Consider the following 19,735-nt stretch of genomic DNA (forward strand, 5'->3'; position numbering starts at 1 on the left):
GGTTGTCACGCTCCCGGCGTGGTGGTGAGGGTCTGCGCGAGTTGCGTGCTCAACTGGTCCCAGCTGGCGTCGAATTTCGCCACGCCCTCGTCTTCCAGCACCTGCACGACGTCCTCGTAGTCGATGCCGAGATCGGCCAGGTCGTCGAGTACCTGCTGGGACTGGTCGTAGGTTCCGTGGATGCTGTCGGGCGGCACGTGACCGTGGTCGGCGACGGCGTGCAGGGTGTTCTCGGGCATGGTGTTGACCACGCCGGGCGCGACCAGGTCGGCGACGTAGCGGGTGTCTTGGTAGGAGGGGTCCTTCACGCCGGTGGATGCCCATAGTGGACGTTGCGGTCGGGCGCCAGCCCGGTTCAGTGTGTCCCATCGGTCGGTGGCGAACGCCTTTTCGTAGCGGTGGTAGGCCAGGCGGGCGTTGGCGATGGCGGCCTTGCCGCGTAGAGCTGCGGCCCGTTCTGTGCCGAGTTTGTCCAGCCGCTGGTCGACTTCGGTGTCCACACGGGACACGAAGAAGGAGGCGACCGAGGCGATCGTCGCGAGGTCATGTCCGTTGGCCTGGGCGCGTTCCAGGCCGGTGAGGAAGGCGTCGATCACGTCGGTGTAGCGGTCCAGGGCGAAGATGAGCGTGACGTTGATGCTGATGCCCTCGGCCAGGCACGCGGAGATGGCGGGCAGTCCCTGTTTCGCGGCGGGGATCTTGACGAACAGGTTGGGCCGGTCGACCAGCCACCACAGCGCCTTGGCTTCGGCGATGGTGCGGTCGGTGTCGTGTGCGATGCGCGGATCGACCTCGATGGACACCCGGCCGTCCACGCCGTCGGTGGCGTCGAAGGCCGGCCGCAACACGTCGCAGGCGCAGCGCACGTCGTAGGTGGTCAACTCGCGCAGTGCGGTGTCGACGTCGAGCCGGCGCTGGGCCAACTGCTGGAGTTGGTCGGTGTAGGTGTCGCTGCCGGTGATGGCCTTGGCGAAGATGGTCGGGTTGGTGGTGACGCCGACGACGTGCCGGTCGTGCACCAGCCGTGCGAGGCTGCCGCTGGTCAGTCGTTCGCGGCTCAGGTCGTCCAGCCAGATCGAGACGCCGGCGTCGGTGAGCGTGGTCAGTGGGTCGGTCACCACGACCTCCTTCCGATGTGTCGCCCGGTTCGGCGGGTGCGGTTCACAGCACGATCCGGACGGGGTGTTCGAGCAGTGCGGTGAGATCGGCGAGGAACCGGGCGGCGGTGGCGCCGTCCAGGACGCGGTGGTCGATGGACAGGGTCAGGGTCATCGTGGTGCCGGCGACGAGTTGGCCGTCGCGGACGATGGGCCCCGGGTTGGCGGCGCCGACTGCGAGGATGGCCGCCTCGGGTGGGTTGATCACGGCGGTGAACTGGTCGATGCCGTACATGCCGAGGTTGCTGATGGTGAACGTGCCGCCGGTGATCTCGTTCAGCGACAGCCGACCAGCGCGGGCCCGTTCGGCGAGGTCGTGGGCTTCGCGGCTGATCTGCGACAGCGTCTTGGCATCGGCGTTGTGGATGACGGGCACGATCAGGCCGTCGTCCAGGGCGACGGCCACGCCGATGTGGATTCGGTGGTGGCGCAGCAGTCGGGTGTCCGCCCAGGAGGAGTTGACCGCGGGGTGCGTGGTGAGCGCCTGCGCGCAGGCTTTGATGAGCAGGTCGGTGAGGCTGACTCGGGTTCCGGTGTCCGTCAGGTCGGTGTTGGCCTGGGTGCGGAATGCCATCAGGGCGTCGGCGTCCACGGTGCGGGTGAGGTAGAAGTGCGGGGCTTGTTGGGCGCTCTGGGCGAGGCGTTGCGCGGTGAGTCGCCGCACGCGGGTCAGCGGAACTTCCTCGTCGTCCGGACCTGCGGCGGGTGGGGTGCCGGGCTGGGCGGCGCGGTGGGGGGCGGCTGCTGCGGTGCGGCAGGCTGGGGGTGGGCTTGGCGCCCTTGGCGTGTGATGGCTTCCTCGATGTCGGCGCGCACGATGCGCCCGCCGGGGCCGCTGCCGGGGAGGGCGGCGAGGTCCACGTCGTGCTCGCGGGCGAGCCGGCGGGCCAGGGGGGATGCCCGTAGGCTCGGGGCCGCCGGTTCGGGCGGCCGCACCGCTACGGGCGGGGAGACCGGCGGCGATGGCCGTTCGTCCGTATCCACGGTGCCCGCAGGCTCGGCTGTGTCCACAGTGGCCACTGGTTCGGGTGGTGTGTCGGTGGTGGAGCCGATGACGGCGATGGGGGTGCCGATGGGGACGGTGACGCCTTCGTCGATCAGGATTCGGGTGAGGGTGCCCTCGTCGTACGCCTCCAGTTCCATGGTGGCCTTGTCGGTTTCGATCTCGGCGAGCACGTCACCTCGCCGCACCGGGTCGCCTTCGTGCTTGCGCCACTGGGCCAGCACGCCTTGTTCCATGGTGTCGGACAGGCGGGGCATGAGCACGTCGGGCATGGCGGTCCTCCTATCCGGCGAAGCGGGTGGCGTCGAGGGTGTCTCGGATGACCCGGGTCAGCGCGGCGGCGTCGGGCAGGGCGGCCAGTTCCAGCGGTTTGGCGTAGGGCAGCGGGACTTCGGCGGCCGCCACCCGGCGCACCGGCGCGTCCAGGTAGTCAAAGGCGCCTTCACCGATGGTGGCGGCGATCTCGGCGCCGATGCCGTAGGACAGCCAGTCGTCCTCCAGCACCACGACCCGGCTGGTCTTACGGACCGAGGCGCATACCGTGTCCCGGTCCAGTGGGCGCAGGCTGCGCAGGTCGACGACCTCGACCGAGATCCCCTCGTCCTCCAGTCGGCGGGCCACATCCAGGGCGACCACGGCGGCGCGGGAGTAGGCGACGACGGTGATGTCCTGGCCCGGCTTGAGCACCGAGGCGGTGCCGATGTCCAGGGTGTGGTCACCGTCGGGAACCTCGCCCTTGGTGTTGTACAGCGCGAGGTTCTCCAGCAGGATGACCGGGTCGTCGTCGCGGATCGCGGTGGTCAGCATGCCCTTGGCGTCGGCGGGGGTGGCCGGGGCGAGGACCTTCAGGCCAGGGACGTGGGCGTACCAGACTTCGAGGTTCTGCGAGTGGGTGGCGGCCAACTGCTGTCCGCCGCCGCCGGGAGTGCGGATCACCAGTGGGACCCGGACCTGGCCGCCGAACATCGAGTGCATCTTCGCGGCGTGGTTGACGATCTGGTCGATGGCCAGCAGGCTGAAGTTGATCGTCATGATCTCCACGACCGGGCGCAGACCCAGCATGGCCGCGCCGATCGCGGCGCCGACGAAGCCTTCCTCGCAGATCGGGGTGTCCCGGACGCGGCGTGGCCCGAATTCGGCGAGCAGCCCGGCGGTGATCTTGTAGGGGCCTTCGAAGACGCCGATCTCCTCGCCGATGAGCAGCACGTCCTCGTCGCGCAGCAACTCCGCGCGCAGCGTGTCGTGCAGCGCCTGCCGGTAGCTGATCACCGTCATGGGGACACCACCGGGTCGCCGGGCAACCCTTGATACGTGTTGGCGACCGGGGTGGCGTAGACGTGGTCGAACAGCGTCTCCGGGGTGGGGGCGGGGCTGCGGTCGGCAGCATCCACGGCCCCGGCGATTGCCTGCTCGACGTCGGTCTCGATCCCGGCGGCGGCCGGGGTGTCGAGGACGCCGGTGTCGATCAACTGGGCGCGGAAGGCAGGCAGTGGGTCCAGGGCGCGCACTCGCTGGTTGTCCTCGTCGCTGCGGTAGCGGGCCGGGTCGACCACCGAGTGCCCGCGCAGCCGGTAGCTGACCGCCTCCAACAGCATCGGCTGGTGTTCACCTCGGGCGCGATCCAGTGCGGCACGGGCGGCTTCGCGCACCGCGAGCACGTCGTTGCCGTCCACCCGCTGCCCTGGAATGCGATAGGAGCACCCACGCCGGAACAACTCCGGTTCGCCCGCGGCGGCCTCCACGGGTGTGCCCATACCGAGCTGGTTGTTGACGATCACGTACACGATCGGTAGGTGCCACACGGCGGCGAGGTTGAGTGACTCGTGGAATGCCCCGATGTTGGTGGCGCCGTCGCCGAGCAGGCACATCACGGCCTCGCAGTCGGGCCCCGGCCCATTGCGGTAGGCCAGGGCGAGTGCGGCGCCGGTGGCCGGTGGGATCTGGCCGCCGACGATGCCGTATCCGCCGAGTAGCCGCAGCTGGGGGTCGAACAGGTGCATCGACCCTCCCCGCCCGCCGGACAGCCCGCTGGTGCGGCCGAACAGTTCGGCCATGATGCGGGCGGGTTCGGCGCCGCGGGCCAGCGCGTAGCCGTGTTCGCGGTAGGTGGTGAACAGGTAGTCGGTAGGGCGCAGGGCGGCCATCAGGCCGACGACGGTGGCTTCCTCACCGAGGTTGAGGTGGCAGTAGCCGCCGATCTTCGCCTTGGTGTACATCTCGGCGGCACGCTGCTCGAAGACGCGGATCGTCATCATCTGCCGGTAGTAGCCGCGCAGTGTCTCGGGTTGCTCGGTGCTGCCGACCCCCGTGCCGACGACCGGGGTCGAAGACGGTTCGGCCATGCTCTCCTCCTCAACTGCCGGGGTCGGGGTCTTGCAGGACGAACCGGTCCGCCCCGGCCTGGCACTTCGAACACGATTGCGGGGCGTGCTGGCCGCGCACCGGCTCGCCGCAGACCTGGCAGACCCATTCGGTGGCCAGCAGCGCGGCGACGTCGGCGCGGCTAACGATGCCCACCAGCCGGGTCCCCGCCAGCACCGGCACCCGGCGAATGCGCCGCTCCACCAACAAATGGCGCACCTCGTCGACGTCGGTGTCCTCGGTCACGCTGATCACCGCGGTGGACATCACCGCACCGACGGTCGCCCCGGAGCGGGCCAGCAGGTCGTACTCGCTGACCAGGCCGACCACCATGCCCGCGTCGTCGACCACGGGCACCCCGCTGATCCGGTGCTCGCCCAGCACGGCCGCGACCATGGCCGGTGAGGCGTCGACCCGCACGGTCACCACCGGGGTCGTCATGATCTCCTTCACCTTCACCGTGATCCCTCCCTCAGACCTCGGCGTCGACGCCGAGCAGGGTGAGTGCCTCGCGGACCATTTGGTGGGTGAAGCCCCATTCGTTGTCGTACCAGCTCATGACCTTGACCAGGGTGCCGTCCACCACACGCGTCATGGCCGCGTCGACGACGGAGGCACGCGGGTCGCCGATGATGTCGGTGGACACGATGGGGTCGTCGACGACGCCGAGTATCCCGCGGTAGCGCTCGGTCCCGGCCTCTTCGCGCAGCACGCTGTTGACTTCGTCCACTGTGGTCGGTCGCGCGCTGACCAGGGTGATGTCCGCGATCGACCCGACCGGGACCGGGATCCGCAGCGCCATCCCGTCGAACCGACCGGCCAGGTCGGGCAGTGCCCTGGTGGTGGCCAGCGCGGCGCCGGTCGAGGCGGGCAGCATGTTCACCGCCGCTGCCCGGCCACGCCGGAAATCGGCGCTCGGCCCGTCGATGACCTGTTGGCTGGAGGTGTAGGCATGCACGGTGGTCATCACCGCCCGCTCCACCCCAATTCTGCGATGCAGCACTTCGACGACCGCGGTGATGCAGTTGGTGGTGCAACTGGCGCAGGACACGATCCGCTGGCCGGCTTCCGCACGGTTGGCGCCTGGCACCACGGTGGCGATGGTCTCGGTGCGGGCCGGGGCGGCCAGCACCACGAAGCGGGCGCCGGCCGCGAGGTGTTCGGCCAGGTCGGCTTCGCGGCGGAACACCCCGGTGCACTCGAACACCAACTCCACACCCAACTCGGCCCAGGGCAGTGCACCGGGGTCGCGGCGCGCGTACACCCGGATCGGCTGACCGTCGACAACCAGCGTGTCGCCGTCGACGGACACGGGCTTGGCGTAGCGGCCATACACGCTGTCGTAGCGCAGCAGGTAGGCGAGGTTGTCGACCGGGACGAGGTCGTTGACGGCGGTGATCCGGAGATGGTCGTTGTCCAGCAACACTTTCAGGGTGGCCCGGCCGATCCGTCCCAGGCCGTTGATGGCCGCCGTCGTCATCGCGCACCGCCTTCCGCTGTCCCCGTCTTCGATCGTGGTACGGGTGGCTTGCGGAATGCCTGCGGTTCAGGATTGCGCGAGCGCGGCTAGCCGAGGCACCAGCGCGAGGTAGCCGCTGGCTCGGGCGGTGTTCAGCGCGGTCGTGGCGAACCGGGGTGCCGTGTGGTCGCCTCGGGCGTGGATGAGTTCGGCGTGGGCCCACCGGGCTTCGTGCTGAATGAGGGGCACGCGGTGGTGCAGCGCGGTGTCGATCAGTGACGTGGCCTCGGCGACGCGGCCCTGTTCCACCATGACCAGGCCCAGTCGGGCGGCTGCCCAGCCGGCGAACAGTGGAGCCGTCGCGGCGGCGTGCAGCGACCTGCGGAATGCCTGTTCGGCGCGGTCCAGATCGCCGGCCGCGTGCCAGGCGACGCCCAGTCCGCGCAGGGACGCCGCGGTCTCTTCCACATGCCCGACGCGGCGGGCGATGACAACCGCCGCCTGTGCGCTGTCCACCGCCTCGGCGTGGCGTCCCAGCGCGGCCAGGGCTTCGCTGCGGTGCCACAGGCAGGCGCTGTGCACCACGGGGTGCTCCACCGCGCGAGCCCAGGCCAGGACCTCCTCGATTTCGGCCAGTCCGGCGGCGGGCTCGGCCATGAAGACCAGGGCGTGACCTCGGATCGCACGCGGGTGCCACAGGCGCAGCACCTCGGTGGGGGTGACGACCAGGTGGGCGAGGGGGTCCAGTTCGCGGGCCGCCTCGGCCGGGCGGCCGGCGACAAACCGGGCCATACCCCGCCAGTACAGCAGGCGCGCGGCCCCGTTGGTGTCGCCGGCCTGATCCAGCAGGTGTTCGGCTTCGCGGAAGCGTCGCCGCGCGCGGTCCAGGCGCGGCAGAGTCAGGTCGGTGATCGCTCCGGCGGCCAGGGCCTGGCCACGGGCCGCTGGGTCGTCGCCGGCTTCCGCGATGGCCAGCTCGACCAGTTCACCACCGCCGATCACGTCGCGGGATCGGGTCTCCAGAATCCAGCTGCGCCAGGATGCGGGACCGGTCGGGTCCAGTGGACGTATGGACCAGCGCGGTTTCCAGGTCAGCGCGGGCTTGGGGCAGCCGGCCGCGGCGTCGGTGGACCTCGGCCCTTGCCGCCAGCAGGGCGGCTTTGGCCGTGCCGTGGGCGGACAGTGCGAGTCCCGCGTCCGCCAGGTGCAGTGCGTCTTCATCGGCGATCCGGTCCAGACGGGCGTGGGCCGCCGTGGCGAAGGTGGCGGCCGAGGCCTGTTGGTCGCCGCCTTCGGCCAGGTGGGTGGCGATCTCGGCGGCATCGGCCTCCTGCTGCCGGAGCGCCTGGGCGAGCAGGAGATGCAGCCGGGCCTGGTCGGTCGATCCCAGGGGGGCCAGGACCGCATCACCGATGGTGCCGGTCGCGACAGTCCAGCCGTCGGTCCCCCCGTCGACCATGCCGGCCTCGGCCAGGGTGTCCAGCACGTCGAGGGTGTCCCTCAGGTCCCAGCCGGCGGCCAACGCGAGAACGCTCGCCGGGGCGTGCCGCTCAAGCATCGTGATCAGGGCGAGCAGTTCCCGGTGGCGGGGTGGCAGTGTGGCGATGCGCTCCTGGGTGACCGATCGCGCGCTGGCGGCGGCCAGGATGCGGGCCCGGTGTATGTCGGCGGGCGTGCGCAGGCGCCAGCGGCCGTGTTCGTCCGCGTCGACCAGGCCCGCGCGCCCGAGGACCGCCAGCGTCTCGGCTACGGTGGCCGGGTGGCCCTGGGTGTGGTCGACGATGAGCGCGCCCAGTCTCGGGTCGGCGAACAGTCCGGCCAGCGCGGTCGCGGACAGCCCTCGAAGCATGATCGACCGCAGCAGCGCGGGGTCCGCGCCGGACAGCGCCTGCATCAGGGTGACCCCGGTCGAGGCATCCTCGGGTCGGTACGCGGCCAGCAGGATGAGCCCTGGCACCCGGCGCAGCAGCATCCGCAGCAGGGCCAGGCTGTGCTCATCCGCCCACTGCAGGTCGTCGACCACGAGCAGGCACCGCGGCCGGGCCAGGGACTCGATCACCCGGGTCGCCATCGGGAGGGTGACCGTGCGCCGATCCCCGTCATCGACGTCAGCGTCGGTCGCGGTGCGCAGCAGTTCACGGGCCACCGCCCAGGCGTCGTAGCGGTGCGCTCGTATCGCCCGCACCATGATCGCGGGCACATCGGCCTGGGCTGCGGCGTCGGTGAGCAGCCGGGACTTGCCGATCCCGGGCGGCCCTCGAACCAGCAGTGCCCGCGGTCCCTCCCCTGCGGTGGAGGCCGTGATCTGCTGGAGCGCGTCATCGCGGTCGAGTAGCGGCAGGTGCGGCGGGACGGTCTCGGCCTCGGGCTGGGGGCTGGCGGCCACGTGGTCGGTCCGGATCTGGTCGCGCAGGATTCGCTGCCGCAGGTCCATGGCTTCCGCTGACGGGTTGACGCCGAGTTCGTCGGCCAGGCGCCGGCCGAACGTGTCGAACATGGTCAGGGCGGCGGCCCGATCGCCGCAGGCCGCCTGCGCGTGGACCAGGAGCATCGCCGAGGCTTCCCGCAGGGGTTGCTGCTCGGTGGCGGCCTGCGCCCAGTCGACCGCCGGGATCGGATCGCCGGTCGCCAGGGCGGCCGTCGCCGCCCCTTCCAGGGCTTCCAGCCGGGCGCGCCACAGGTGGCGGCGATGCTCGGCCGCCCAGTCCGCGTATGCGTCCTCGGCCAGTGGTTCGCCGTGCCACAGGGCCAGGGCCCCGCGGAACGCGGCCAGCGCCGCGACCGGGTCGTGCGCTAGTTCGGCCTCGCCGCGGACCACGCCGGTCAGGAACGCCTCCACGTCCACCCAGCACCGCTCGTCACCCACCAGGGTGTAGCCGGCCGGACCCGTTTGGACCAACGACCGGTCGCCAAGCGCCCGCCGGATCCGGCTCACCAGGATCTCCACGTTGCCCGGCGCGTCGGCCGGTGGCCGAGTCGGCCATAGCGCCTCGGCCGCGACCTCCTTGGACAGCAGCGTCCCGCGGGACAGAGCGAGCATGCGCAGCAGCCGCCTGGCCAGCCGGCCTCCGAACAGTCGGGCGGGTTGTTCCCGGCCGTCACGGCGAACCGCGAACCGGCCCAGCAGTTGGATGCGCACCCGCGGCTCCACACACGCGACCGCGACAATCGGCGCTGTTCCCTCTGGTGACGCACTCATCCCAGGACACCCCTGTGTCGCCTCGCTCCTGACACCGCCCGATTCGGCTTTCCGTCGTGTCGGTGGCTCGTGGGTTCGCAGGGAATCTGCAAGCACCCGGCATCACCGTGACTGTAACCACGCTGGCGAAATCGAAATGGGGCCTTTGGTCCTCGGATCAACGTTCGTTAGACCAGGTGACATGGCGGCAAGTGAGGAGGTGGAGCGGCGATGGCGCGGACGCACTCCCTGACCGGAGGTCGGGGTGAGTCCGGGACCCGAGCACCGGGCCGGGCGCCGATCACCGCGCGGACGCTACGCACCGATGCCTGGTGGGCCTACCCGGCGTCAACGTTCATGGTGCTGCTGGCGTTCGTCGTCTACTCCACCTACGCGGCGCTGGCCAACCGCGACTACTACGCCGACCCGTACCTGTCGCCGTTCTACTCGCCCTGCCTGTCGACCCACTGCGGCGCGGTGCCGGGTTCGGCGGGTGCGCCCCACCTGGGATGGTTCGGCACCTGGTGGATCATTACCCCGGCAGTAATCATTCTGATCTTCCCGCTGGGCTTCCGGCTGACCTGTTACTACTACCGCAAGGCATACTACCGGGCGTTCTGGCTGTCGCCGCCGGCCTGCGCGGTGCCCGAACCCCGTCGCCGCTACACCGGGGAGACCTGGTTCCCTCTGATCTTGCAGAACATCCACCGCTACTTCTTCTACGCGGCGGTCGCGTTCAATCTGGTCCTCACCTGGGACGCGGTCATCGCGTTCGACTTCGACGGCCATATCGGGATCGGTGTGGGCAGTGCGGTGCTGGTGATCAACGCGGTGTTGCTGTGGCTGTACACCCTGTCCTGTCACGCCTGCCGGCATGCCGTGGGCGGCCGGATCAACAACTTCTCCCGCCACCCAGTCCGCTACTGGTTGTGGACGTGGGTGTCGCGGATCAACCCGATTCACGGCCGGCTCGCCTGGGCGTCGCTGGTGTGGGTGGCGCTGACCGACCTGTACGTGCGGCTGGACGCGGCCGGTGTCCTGCACGATCCCCGCTTCGTCTGATGGGTTGGGAGGCGCGCCGAGCATGGGTTATCAGCTGAATCTGAGGATCTGGCGGGGCGACGCCACCGCCGGTGGTCTGGTGGGCTACCCGGTGACCGTCGAGGAGGGCGAGGTCGTGCTCGACGCCGTGCACCGCGTGCAGGCCACTCAGGCCGGTGACCTGGCGGTGCGGTGGAACTGCAAGGCCGGTAAGTGTGGCTCGTGCAGCGCCGAGATCAACGGGCGACCGAGGCTGATGTGCATGGCCCGGCTGTCGGCATTGCCCCGCGACGCCGTCACCGTCACACCGCTGCGGACGTTTCCGGTCATCCGCGACCTGGTGTGCGACGTGTCGTTCAACTACCGCAAGGCCCAGCAGATCCCGTCCTTCACCCCACCCACGGACCTCGCCGCGGGTGAGTACCGGATGCGGCAGGCTGATGTGGAGCGGTCGCAGGAGTTCCGCAAGTGTATCGAGTGCTGGCTGTGCCAGGACGTCTGTCACGTGATCCGCGACCACGAGGACAACAAGGTCGCCTTCGCCGGTCCCCGGTTGTTCATCCGGCACGCCGAACTGGACATGCACCCGCTGGACACCCTCGACCGGCGGACCCAACTCCGGGAGGCGCACGGCATCGGCCTGTGCAACATCACCAAGTGCTGCACCGAGGTGTGTCCCGAGAACATCCACATCACCGACAACGCGATCATCCCGATGAAGGAACGCGTCGTCGATCGCCGCTACGACCCGCTGCGCCGGTTGTTCCCGAACTGGCGGCACAAACCGCAACCGGACGGAGGGCAGCCATGACCGTCAACAGCTTCGAGACACGCGACCGCCTCACGGTCGCCGGGACGTCCTATGCGATCCACCGCCTCGACCGGCTGCCCGGCGTGCGGCGGTTGCCCTACGGGCTGAAGGTCCTGGCCGAGAACCTGTTGCGGCACGAGGACGGCCACATCGTCACCGCCGAGCAGATCCAGGCGCTGGCCGGATGGGACCCGACCGCCGAGCCGGCCACCGAGATCCAGTTCACCCCGGCCCGGGTGCTGATGCAGGATTTCACCGGCGTGCCGTGCATCGTCGATCTCGCCGCGATGCGCGAGGCCATGGTCGCGCTCGGTGGTGACCCGGCGGCGATCAATCCGCTGCGCCCGGTCGAACTGGTCATCGACCACTCCGTGATCGCCGACTACGTCGCCCGGCCCGACGCGTTCGACCGCAATGTCGAGCTGGAGTACCAGCGCAACCGGGAACGCTACCAGTTCCTGCGCTGGGGCCAGCAGGCGTTCCACAACCTGCGGGTGGTGCCGCCCAAGACCGGCATCGTGCACCAGATCAACATCGAGCACCTCGCCCGGGTGGTGTTCGCCGAGGACGGCCAGGCGTTCCCGGACACGCTGGTGGGCCCGACTCGCACACCACCATGGTCAACGGGCTGGGCGTGCTGGGCTGGGGCGTCGGCGGGATCGAGGCCGAGGCCGCGATGCTCGGCCAGCCGATGAGCATGCTCCTCCCGCAGGTGATCGGTGTGAAGCTGACCGGGGGGCTACCGGAGGGCAGCACCGCGACCGACCTGGTGCTGACCATCGCCGAGCTGCTGCGGGCGCACGGCGTGGTCGGCACGTTCGTGGAGTTCCACGGCCCCGGCCTGGCGCAGGTGCCGCTGGCCAATCGCGCCACGATCGGCAACATGAGCCCGGAGTACGGCTGCACCTGCGCCTTCTTCCCCATCGACACCGAAACCCTGGTCTATCTGCGGTTGACCGGCCGATCCCCGCAGCACGTGGCGCTGGTCGAGACCTACGCCAAGGAACAAGGACTGTGGCACGACCCCGACCACGAACCCGCCTACTCGCACACCCTGGAGCTCGACCTGTCCACCGTGGTCCCATCGATCGCCGGGCCGAAGCGCCCGCAGGACCGCATCCCACTGGACCAGGCCGCGTCCGTCTTTCGCACGGCGCTGCACGGCTACCTGCCGGCCGACCCGGTATCGGTCGGCCTGGACGAGAGTGGCGCGGAGTCGTTCCCTGCCTCCGATCCGATCGCGGTGACCGGCAACCGGGCTGGTGATCGGCCGGTCCGGCCGCGCCAGGCCGGCGGCACCGGTGGACGACCCGGCAAACCGGTCGCGGTGACCCTGGACTCCGGCCAGACGGTCGAACTCGACCACGGCGCCGTGGTGATCGCGGCGATCACCAGCTGTACCAACACCTCCAACCCCCAGGTGATGCTCGGCGCCGCACTGCTGGCCCGCAACGCCGTCCATCGGGGGCTGCGCAGCAAACCGTGGGTGAAGACCTCGCTGGCGCCCGGCTCGAAGGTCGTCATGGACTACTTCGAGCAGGCGGATGCGCTGCCGGCCCTGCGCGAACTCGGGTTCGACCTGGTCGGCTACGGCTGCACCACCTGCATCGGCAACTCCGGCCCGCTGCCCGAACCGGTGTCCCGCGCCATCGCCGAGGGTGACCTCGCGGTGTGCTCCGTGCTGTCGGGCAACCGAAACTTCGAGGGCCGCATCCACCCCGAAACGAAACTGAACTACCTGGCCTCCCCACCGCTGGTCATCGCCTACGCCCTCGCCGGGTCGATGGACATCGATCTCACCCACGACCCACTCGGTATCGGCTCGGACGGCCGATCAGTGTTCCTGCGCGACATCTGGCCCAGCTCGCACGACATCGACCAGGCCGTCGCGTCCTGCCTGCGCCCGGAGATGTTCACCCGCGACTACGCCGACGTGTTCACCGGCGACGAACGCTGGCGGTCGCTGTCGGCCCCAGCCGGCGACGCCTTCGCCTGGGATCCCGCCTCGACCTACGTCCGCCGCCCGCCCTACTTCGAGGGCCTGCCCGCCGAACCCGACCCTGTGGGGGATATCGAGAACGCCCGGGTCCTGGTGTTGCTCGGGGACTCGGTCACGACCGATCACATCTCCCCGGCCGGTGCCATCAAGCGCGACTCGCCGGCTGGGGCGTACCTGCGGGAACACAGGATTCCACCAGGCGAGTTCAACTCCTACGGATCGCGGCGCGGCAACCACGAGGTGATGATCCGCGGCACCTTCGCCAACATCCGACTGCGCAACCAGCTGGCTCCGGCCACCGAAGGCGGCATCACACGGCATCTTCCCGACGGGCAGCGGATGACCATTTACGGCGCCGCCCAACGCTACGCCGGCGAACACGTGCCCCTGCTGGTCATCGCCGGCAAGGAATACGGGTCCGGTTCGTCACGGGACTGGGCGGCCAAAGGCACCGCGCTACTCGGCGTCAAAGCGGTCATCGCCGCGTCCTACGAGCGCATCCACCGCGCCAATCTCATCGGCATGGGCGTGCTGCCCCTGCAGTTCCCGCCCGGTCAGAACGCCACCACGCTCGGCCTGACCGGCGAGGAGACCTTCACCGTTCGCGGCCTGACCGGCGGCGCGCGCGTGCCCGACCAGGTGCGGGTCACCGCCACCGCGGCGAACGGCGACACCCGCGAATTCGACGCCGACGTCCGTATCGACACCCCCAGCGAAGCGGACTACTACCGCCACGGAGGGATCCTGCCCTATGTGCTCCGCCGAATCGCCGCCCGCTGATGGGCGACCCGCCCACGATGCCGCCGAGACGCTGCTGCGCTCGGCACAGTTCTTCTTCCCCGGCCAGCAGTCCGCGGACCGGCGGGTGCTGTATCGAGAGGGCGGTCGGGGGGCGGAGGAGTTCTCCCGGGAACGGTGGCGACACGATCGCGAAGTCCGATCAACCCATGGCGTGAACTGCACCGGCTCGTGCTCGTGGAAGGTGTATGTCAAGGACGGCATCATCACCTGGGAGACACAGGCCACCGACTACCCCTCGGTAGGGCCGGATTCGCCGGAGTACGAGCCCCGCGGGTGCCCCCGCGGCGCCTCGTTCTCCTGGTACACCTACTCGCCCACACGCATCCGATACCCGTACGTGCGCGGCCCGCTGCTGGAGCTGTGGCGCACCGCCCGCGCCGAGCACGCCGACCCGGTAACCGCCTGGGAATCCATTGTGGACGACCAGGTGGCGGCGGCGAGCTACAAGCGGGCGCGTGGCAAGGGCGGATTCGTTCGGTCGAGTTGGGCGGAGGTCACCGAACTGATGGCCGCCGCACAGGTGCACACCATCAAGCGGTACGGGCCGGACCGGATCGTCGGGTTCTCCCCGATCCCGGCCATGTCGATGGTCTCCTACGCGGCCGGCACCCGTTTCCTGTCCATGATCGGCGGCACGATCTCCTCGTTCTACGACTGGTACGCCGACCTGCCGATGGCCTCGCCGCAGGTGTTCGGCGACCAGACCGACGTGCCGGAGTCCGGGGACTGGTGGAACGCCGGCTACCTGATCGTGTGGGGGACGAACCTGCCCATCACCCGAACGCCGGACGCGCATTTCATGACCGAGGCCCGCTACCGAGGACAGAAGGTCGTGGTGGTGTCCCCGGACTACTCAGACCACACCAAGTTCGCCGACGACTGGCTCGCCGCCGCGCCCGGCACCGACGGAGCGCTGGCGATGGCGATGGGCCATGTCATCCTCACCGAGTTCTACCGCGACCGGCAGGTGCCGCGTTTCCTCGACTACGCCACGTCCTACACGGACCTGCCGTTCCTGGTCACCCTGACCGAACATGGGGATGCGTTCGTGCCCGGCAAGTTCCTCACCGCCGCCGATCTCGATGACACTGCCGAGGACACCGACAATGCCGCATTCAAGACGGTGTTCCTGGACGAGGACACCGGTCGGCCCGTCGTGCCCAACGGTTCGGTCGGGTTCCGCTGGGGCGCCTCGCCGGGCCGGTGGAACCTGAAACTGGACGACGTCAGGCCGGCACTCACCCTCCACGGCGGAGCTCGCGGCGGGGCGGTGGCGGTGGACCTGCCGCGCTTCGATTCCGGACCCGGCGAGTCGGGTGGCGTGCTGCGGCGCGGTGTGCCGGCCACGCGGGTTGGCGGCCATCTGGTGACCACGGTGTTCGACCTGGTCATGGCCCAGTACGGGGTGGCTCGGGACGGCCTGCCGGGCGACTGGCCGGCCAGCTATGAGGACGCGGCCGCGCCGTACACGCCTGCCTGGCAGGAGACGATCACCTCGGTGCCGGCGAAGGCGGCGGCGCGGGTGGCGCGGGAGTTCGCCCGCAACGCCGAACGCACCGGTGGCCGGTCGATGATCGCGATGGGCGCGGGCACCAACCACTGGTTCCACTCCGACCAGATCTACCGGGCGTTCCTGGCCATGCTCCAGTTGTGCGGCTGTCAGGGCGTCAACGGCGGTGGCTGGGCGCACTACGTGGGGCAGGAGAAGGTGCGGCCGCTGACCGGCTGGTTCCATCTGGCGTTCGGGCTGGACTGGCAGCGCCCGACCCGGCACATGGTGGGCACGCCGTTGTGGTGGCTGGCCACCGACCAGTGGCGTTACGAAGCCTTTCCCGCTGACGCGCTGGCCAGCCCGCTGGGCGCGGGACGGCTGGCCGGACGCAGCCTGCCGGACTGCAACGCGCTGGCCGCCCGGCTGGGGTGGATGCCCTCGCACCCGGCGTTCAACCGCAACCCGCTGGAGTTGTGCGACGAGGCCGAGCACGCCGGCATGGCCGTGGCGGACTACGTGGTCGGGCAACTGAAGGCCGGCACGCTGCGGTTCGCGGCCGAGGACCCCGACGACCCGGCGAACTTCCCGCGCGTGCTGATGGTGTGGCGGGCCAACCTGTTCGCCTCGTCGATGAAGGGCCACGAATACCTGCTGCGGCACCTGCTGGGCACCAGCGACGCGGTCACCGCCACCGAAACCCCACCCGAATTGCGGCCCACGGAGGTGACCTGGCGGAATCCGGCACCGGTGGGCAAGCTGGACCTCTCGGTGGCAGTGGACTTCCGGATGACCAGCACCTGCCTGTTCTCCGACATCGTGCTACCCGCCGCAACCTGGTACGAAAAGCACGATCTCTCGTCGACGGACATGCACCCGTTCGTGCACGCCTTCAACCCGGCGATCGCCCCGCCCTGGGAGGCCCGCACCGACTTCGACGTCTTCCACACGCTCGCGACGCGGTTCTCCGAACTGGCCAGCACGCACCTGGGCGTGCGCCGGGATGTCATCGCCGCACCCCTGGCCCACGACACCCCGGACGAACTGGCCCAACCACACGGCGTTGTGCAGGATTGGAAGGTCGGCGAGTGCGAGCCGATCCCCGGGCAGAGCATGCCGAAGCTGATCGTGGTCGAACGCGACTACGGCGCGGTCGCGGCGAAGATGGCCGCGATCGGGCCACTGCTGGACACCTTGGGCACCACGACCAAGGGCATCACGTGGACACCCGAGCGCGAGATCGACTACCTGCGCCACCACAACGGCGCCGTGCGTGGCGGAATTGCCGACGGCCGACCCTCGATCGCGCGGGACGAGCAGTTCTGCGAGGCGATCCTGACGCTGTCCGGCACCACCAACGGGCGCCTGGCGGTGGCTGGATTCCGTGCGCTGGAACGACAGACCGGCGTCGAACTGGCCGACCTCGCCGGCGAGCGGGAAGGCGACCGGATCACCTTCGCCGACACCCAGACCCAACCTCGCGCGGTGATCACCTCACCGGAATGGTCGGGCAGCGAGACCAGCGGCCGCCGGTACTCGCCGTTCACCGTCAACGTGGAGCGGCACAAACCGTGGCACACGCTGACCGGGCGACAGCACTTCTTCCTCGACCACGACTGGATGGCCGAGTTCGGCGAGCAACTGCCCACCTACCGGCCCCCGCTGAACATGCTCGCCCACTTCGGTACACCCAAGTCCGGTGTGGATGGTCGGCCGGAGGTGGTCGTGCGCTACCTGACCCCGCACTCGAAGTGGTCGATCCACTCCGAATACCAGGAAAACCTGCACATGCTCACCCTGTTCCGCGGCGGCCCGGTGATCTGGATGAGCCCCGCCGACGCGGCGAAGATCGAGGTCGCGGACAACGACTGGATCGAGGCGTACAACCGCAACGGCGTGGTCGCCTGCCGCGCGGTGGTCACCCACCGCATGCCCGAAGGCACGGTGTTCATGTACCACACCATGGACCGGCACCTGAACGTGCCGAAAACCGAGATCAGCGGACGGCACGGCGGCGGGGACAATTCGCTGACCCGCCTGCTGATCAAACCCACCCACCTGATCGGCGGCTACGCCCAGTTCTCCTACGGCTTCAACTACATCGGCCCCACCGGCAACCAACGCGACGAGATCACCGTCATCCGCCGCCGCGCCCAGGAGGTGGAATTCTGATGCGAGTCATGGCGCAGGTCGCGATGGTGATGAACCTGGACAAGTGCATCGGCTGCCACACGTGTTCGGTGACCTGCAAACAGACCTGGACAAACCGGCCCGGCAGCGAATACATGTGGTTCAACAACGTCGAAACCAAACCGGGAGTCGGCTACCCCCGCCGCTACGAGGACCAGGAGCGATTCAAGGGCGGCTGGACACTCAACCGGCGCGGCAAGCTGAAACTCAAGGCCGGCGGCCGGCTGCACAAGCTGCTCACGATCTTCTACAACCCGGAACTGCCGTCGCTGGACGACTTCTACGAGCCCTGGACCTACGACTACGAGCAGCTCACCACCGCACCGCTGTCCGACGACCTGCCCAGCGCGCACCCGAAATCGCAGCTGACCGGCCGTGACATGGCACCCTCGGCCGGGCCGAACTGGGACGACGACCTCGCCGGAGCACCCGAGCACGCGACCGCCGACCCGAACCTGACCGGCCTGTCCGAACAGGTGCGGATGGAGTTCGAGCAGGCGTTCATGTTCTACCTGCCCCGCATCTGCGAGCACTGCCTCAACCCGTCCTGCGTGGCGTCCTGCCCGTCCGGCGCGATGTACAAGCGAGAAGAGGACGGCATCGTCCTGGTCGACCAGGACCGCTGCCGCGGCTGGCGGTTCTGCGTGTCCGGCTGCCCCTACAAGAAGGTGTACTTCAACCACCGCACCGGCAAAGCCGAGAAGTGCACCTTCTGTTACCCACGCATCGAAGCCGGCCAGCCCACCATCTGCTCGGAAACCTGCGTCGGCCGCCTGCGTCACCTCGGCGTGATGCTCTACGACGCCGATGCCGTCCTCGCCGCCGCATCCGTCCCCGACGACACTGACCTCTACGAGGCGCAGCTGTCGGTATTCCTCGACCCACACGACCCGGATGTCCAGGCACAGGCCGAACGCGACGGCATCGCCCACGACTGGATACAGGCCGCCCAACGGTCACCGGCCTACGCGCTGATCAAGCAACACCGGGTGGCGCTGCCACTACACCCGGAATACCGCACGATGCCGATGGTCTGGTACGTCCCGCCGCTGTCCCCGGTCACCGACGCGGTACACGCCACCGGCTACCACGACGACGACCCGGACCAGGTGTTCGCCGCGATCGAATCCCTGCGGATCCCGATGGAATACCTGGCCAACCTGTTCACCGCCGGAGACACCCGACCGGTGGAGCGGGTACTGCGCACGCTGACCGTGCTGCGCACCCACATGCGCGCCCAGCAACTCGGCGATCCGATCGACGACGAACTACTGTCCTCGGTGGACATGGCGGCTGACGATGTCGAGGACCTGTACCGGACCCTGGCCATCGCCAAATACGACGAGCGCTACGTCATCCCCAAGGTGCACGCCGAGGACACCGGCAGCCTGCAGGCACAACACTGCTCCGTCGGCTATCCCGACCCGGTCACGGCCCCCAGCACGCACGCCGCGGACACCCTCGCGGCGACCGGCGGCGGCAGCCAGTTCCGGGACGATGATGGCCGGGTGCGGTTCAACCTGCTGGGCTGGAACGCGACCACGCGCGCACCCAACCTGTTCGGCGAGGGGGGCCGATGACCCGGCTGCGGCGCCGCAGCGCGCCCAATCCGGCGGACACCGCGCTGCTATACAAGATCGCCTCGATCCTGCTGTCTTACCCGGACGAACGAGTACACGCTCGGCTCGACGACGTGACCGCCGCGCTCCCGACGATCGGGGCTCCCACACCCCGGGCGTCCGTGGCCGGCTTCGTGAACTGGATGGCGGCAATGACGCCGACCGAGGCCGCTGCGCACTATGTCACGACGTTCGACCACACCCGTCGCCGTAGCCTGTACCTGACCTACTACCGCCACGGCGACACCCGGGCGCGCGGCATGGCCCTGCTCGCGCTCAAACACCTCTACCGCAACGCCGGATACCCCGCTCCGGAGTCCGAGCTGCCCGACTTTCTGCCCCTGGTCCTGGAATTCGCCGCGCTCGCACCCGAACCCGGCCACCGCATCCTGATCCAGTGCCAGGCGGGCCTGGAACTGCTCGCCGATGCCCTACGCGACGCGAACAGCCCCTACGCCGGACTGCTCGACATGATCCGCGACCGGCTACCCGAACTCCACCAACGGGACCGGGACAATCTGCGCGCGCTCGCCGCCACCGGGCCACCCAGCGAAGTGGTGGGGCTGGAGCCGTTCGCGCCACCCGAATACCTCGCGGGAGAGCATCGATGAGTGAGCGCAGCGAACG

Annotated in this window: 14 protein-coding genes and 1 pseudogene; 6 read left to right on the forward strand and 9 right to left on the reverse strand. The window is 69.5% G+C overall.

Going from position 1 to position 19,735, the window contains the following annotated elements; translation table 11 throughout:
• Nucleotides 1-5: 5 nt before the first annotated feature.
• From tal to KUTG_RS48975, 9 genes are all read right to left on the reverse strand, one after another.
• Complete coding sequence (gene tal / locus KUTG_RS48940; RefSeq protein ID WP_043733469.1) at nucleotides 6-1,118, reverse strand: transaldolase; 1,113 nt, start codon at nucleotides 1,116-1,118, stop codon at nucleotides 6-8.
• A 43-nt stretch (nucleotides 1,119-1,161) separates the two neighbouring features.
• On the reverse strand, nucleotides 1,162-1,821 hold the full coding sequence (locus KUTG_RS64875; protein WP_232241359.1) for a dihydrolipoamide acetyltransferase family protein: 660 nt from the start codon (nucleotides 1,819-1,821) through the stop codon (nucleotides 1,162-1,164).
• Between the two features lie 5 nt (nucleotides 1,822-1,826).
• Nucleotides 1,827-2,432 (reverse strand): biotin/lipoyl-containing protein, encoded by a 606-nt coding sequence (locus KUTG_RS64880; protein WP_232241360.1) that lies wholly within the window; start codon nucleotides 2,430-2,432, stop codon nucleotides 1,827-1,829.
• A gap of 10 nt (nucleotides 2,433-2,442) precedes the next feature.
• The gene (locus tag KUTG_RS48950; RefSeq protein WP_043726818.1) at nucleotides 2,443-3,435 is read right to left on the reverse strand and encodes an alpha-ketoacid dehydrogenase subunit beta; all 993 of its coding nucleotides are present in this window, start codon (nucleotides 3,433-3,435) and stop codon (nucleotides 2,443-2,445) included.
• Nucleotides 3,432-4,502, reverse strand: coding sequence for a pyruvate dehydrogenase (acetyl-transferring) E1 component subunit alpha (pdhA, locus tag KUTG_RS48955; RefSeq protein ID WP_043726820.1), 1,071 nt, complete (start codon nucleotides 4,500-4,502; stop codon nucleotides 3,432-3,434). Before pdhA ends, KUTG_RS48950 begins: the two co-directional genes overlap by 4 nt.
• A 10-nt stretch (nucleotides 4,503-4,512) precedes the next feature.
• The gene (locus KUTG_RS48960) at nucleotides 4,513-4,980 is read right to left on the reverse strand and encodes a CBS domain-containing protein (RefSeq protein WP_043726821.1); all 468 of its coding nucleotides are present in this window, start codon (nucleotides 4,978-4,980) and stop codon (nucleotides 4,513-4,515) included.
• Between the two features lie 13 nt (nucleotides 4,981-4,993).
• Nucleotides 4,994-6,001, reverse strand: a complete 1,008-nt coding sequence (gap, locus tag KUTG_RS48965) for a type I glyceraldehyde-3-phosphate dehydrogenase (protein WP_043726823.1) — start codon at nucleotides 5,999-6,001, stop codon at nucleotides 4,994-4,996.
• A gap of 66 nt (nucleotides 6,002-6,067) precedes the next feature.
• Nucleotides 6,068-6,982 (reverse strand): tetratricopeptide repeat protein, encoded by a 915-nt coding sequence (locus KUTG_RS48970; RefSeq protein WP_043726825.1) that lies wholly within the window; start codon nucleotides 6,980-6,982, stop codon nucleotides 6,068-6,070.
• Entirely contained in the window at nucleotides 6,966-9,119 is a 2,154-nt protein-coding gene (locus KUTG_RS48975) for a BTAD domain-containing putative transcriptional regulator (RefSeq protein WP_198047633.1), read from the reverse strand. The genes KUTG_RS48970 and KUTG_RS48975 overlap by 17 nt, the downstream gene beginning before the upstream one ends.
• A 270-nt stretch (nucleotides 9,120-9,389) precedes the next feature.
• On the opposite strand from KUTG_RS48975, the gene KUTG_RS48980 reads away from it, so the two are divergent.
• The 6 genes and pseudogenes from KUTG_RS48980 (at nucleotide 9,390) to narJ (ending at nucleotide 19,719) form a co-directional block, all read left to right on the forward strand.
• Complete coding sequence (locus KUTG_RS48980) at nucleotides 9,390-10,220, forward strand: hypothetical protein (protein WP_043726828.1); 831 nt, start codon at nucleotides 9,390-9,392, stop codon at nucleotides 10,218-10,220.
• Between the two features lie 22 nt (nucleotides 10,221-10,242).
• Nucleotides 10,243-11,010, forward strand: a complete 768-nt coding sequence (locus tag KUTG_RS48985) for a succinate dehydrogenase/fumarate reductase iron-sulfur subunit (RefSeq protein WP_052396353.1) — start codon at nucleotides 10,243-10,245, stop codon at nucleotides 11,008-11,010.
• A pseudogene (locus KUTG_RS48990) lies at nucleotides 11,007-13,789 on the forward strand (aconitate hydratase). The gene KUTG_RS48985 and the pseudogene KUTG_RS48990 overlap by 4 nt, the downstream one beginning before the upstream one ends.
• Nucleotides 13,761-17,471 carry a nitrate reductase subunit alpha gene (locus KUTG_RS48995; protein ID WP_052396354.1) on the forward strand — a complete coding sequence of 1,237 codons (3,711 nt, stop codon included), beginning with the start codon at nucleotides 13,761-13,763 and terminating at the stop codon, nucleotides 17,469-17,471. Before KUTG_RS48990 ends, KUTG_RS48995 begins: the two are co-directional and overlap by 29 nt.
• Nucleotides 17,471-19,069: a nitrate reductase subunit beta gene (gene narH / locus KUTG_RS49000; RefSeq protein ID WP_043726829.1), complete on the forward strand. Its 1,599-nt coding sequence runs from the start codon at nucleotides 17,471-17,473 to the stop codon at nucleotides 19,067-19,069. The genes KUTG_RS48995 and narH overlap by 1 nt, the downstream gene beginning before the upstream one ends.
• The gene (gene narJ, locus KUTG_RS49005; RefSeq protein ID WP_043726831.1) at nucleotides 19,066-19,719 is read left to right on the forward strand and encodes a nitrate reductase molybdenum cofactor assembly chaperone; all 654 of its coding nucleotides are present in this window, start codon (nucleotides 19,066-19,068) and stop codon (nucleotides 19,717-19,719) included. Before narH ends, narJ begins: the two co-directional genes overlap by 4 nt.
• Nucleotides 19,720-19,735: the final 16 nt, after the last annotated feature.

This window comes from Kutzneria sp. 744 (assembly GCF_000568255.1).
Classification (GTDB): Bacteria; Actinomycetota; Actinomycetes; order Mycobacteriales; family Pseudonocardiaceae; genus Kutzneria.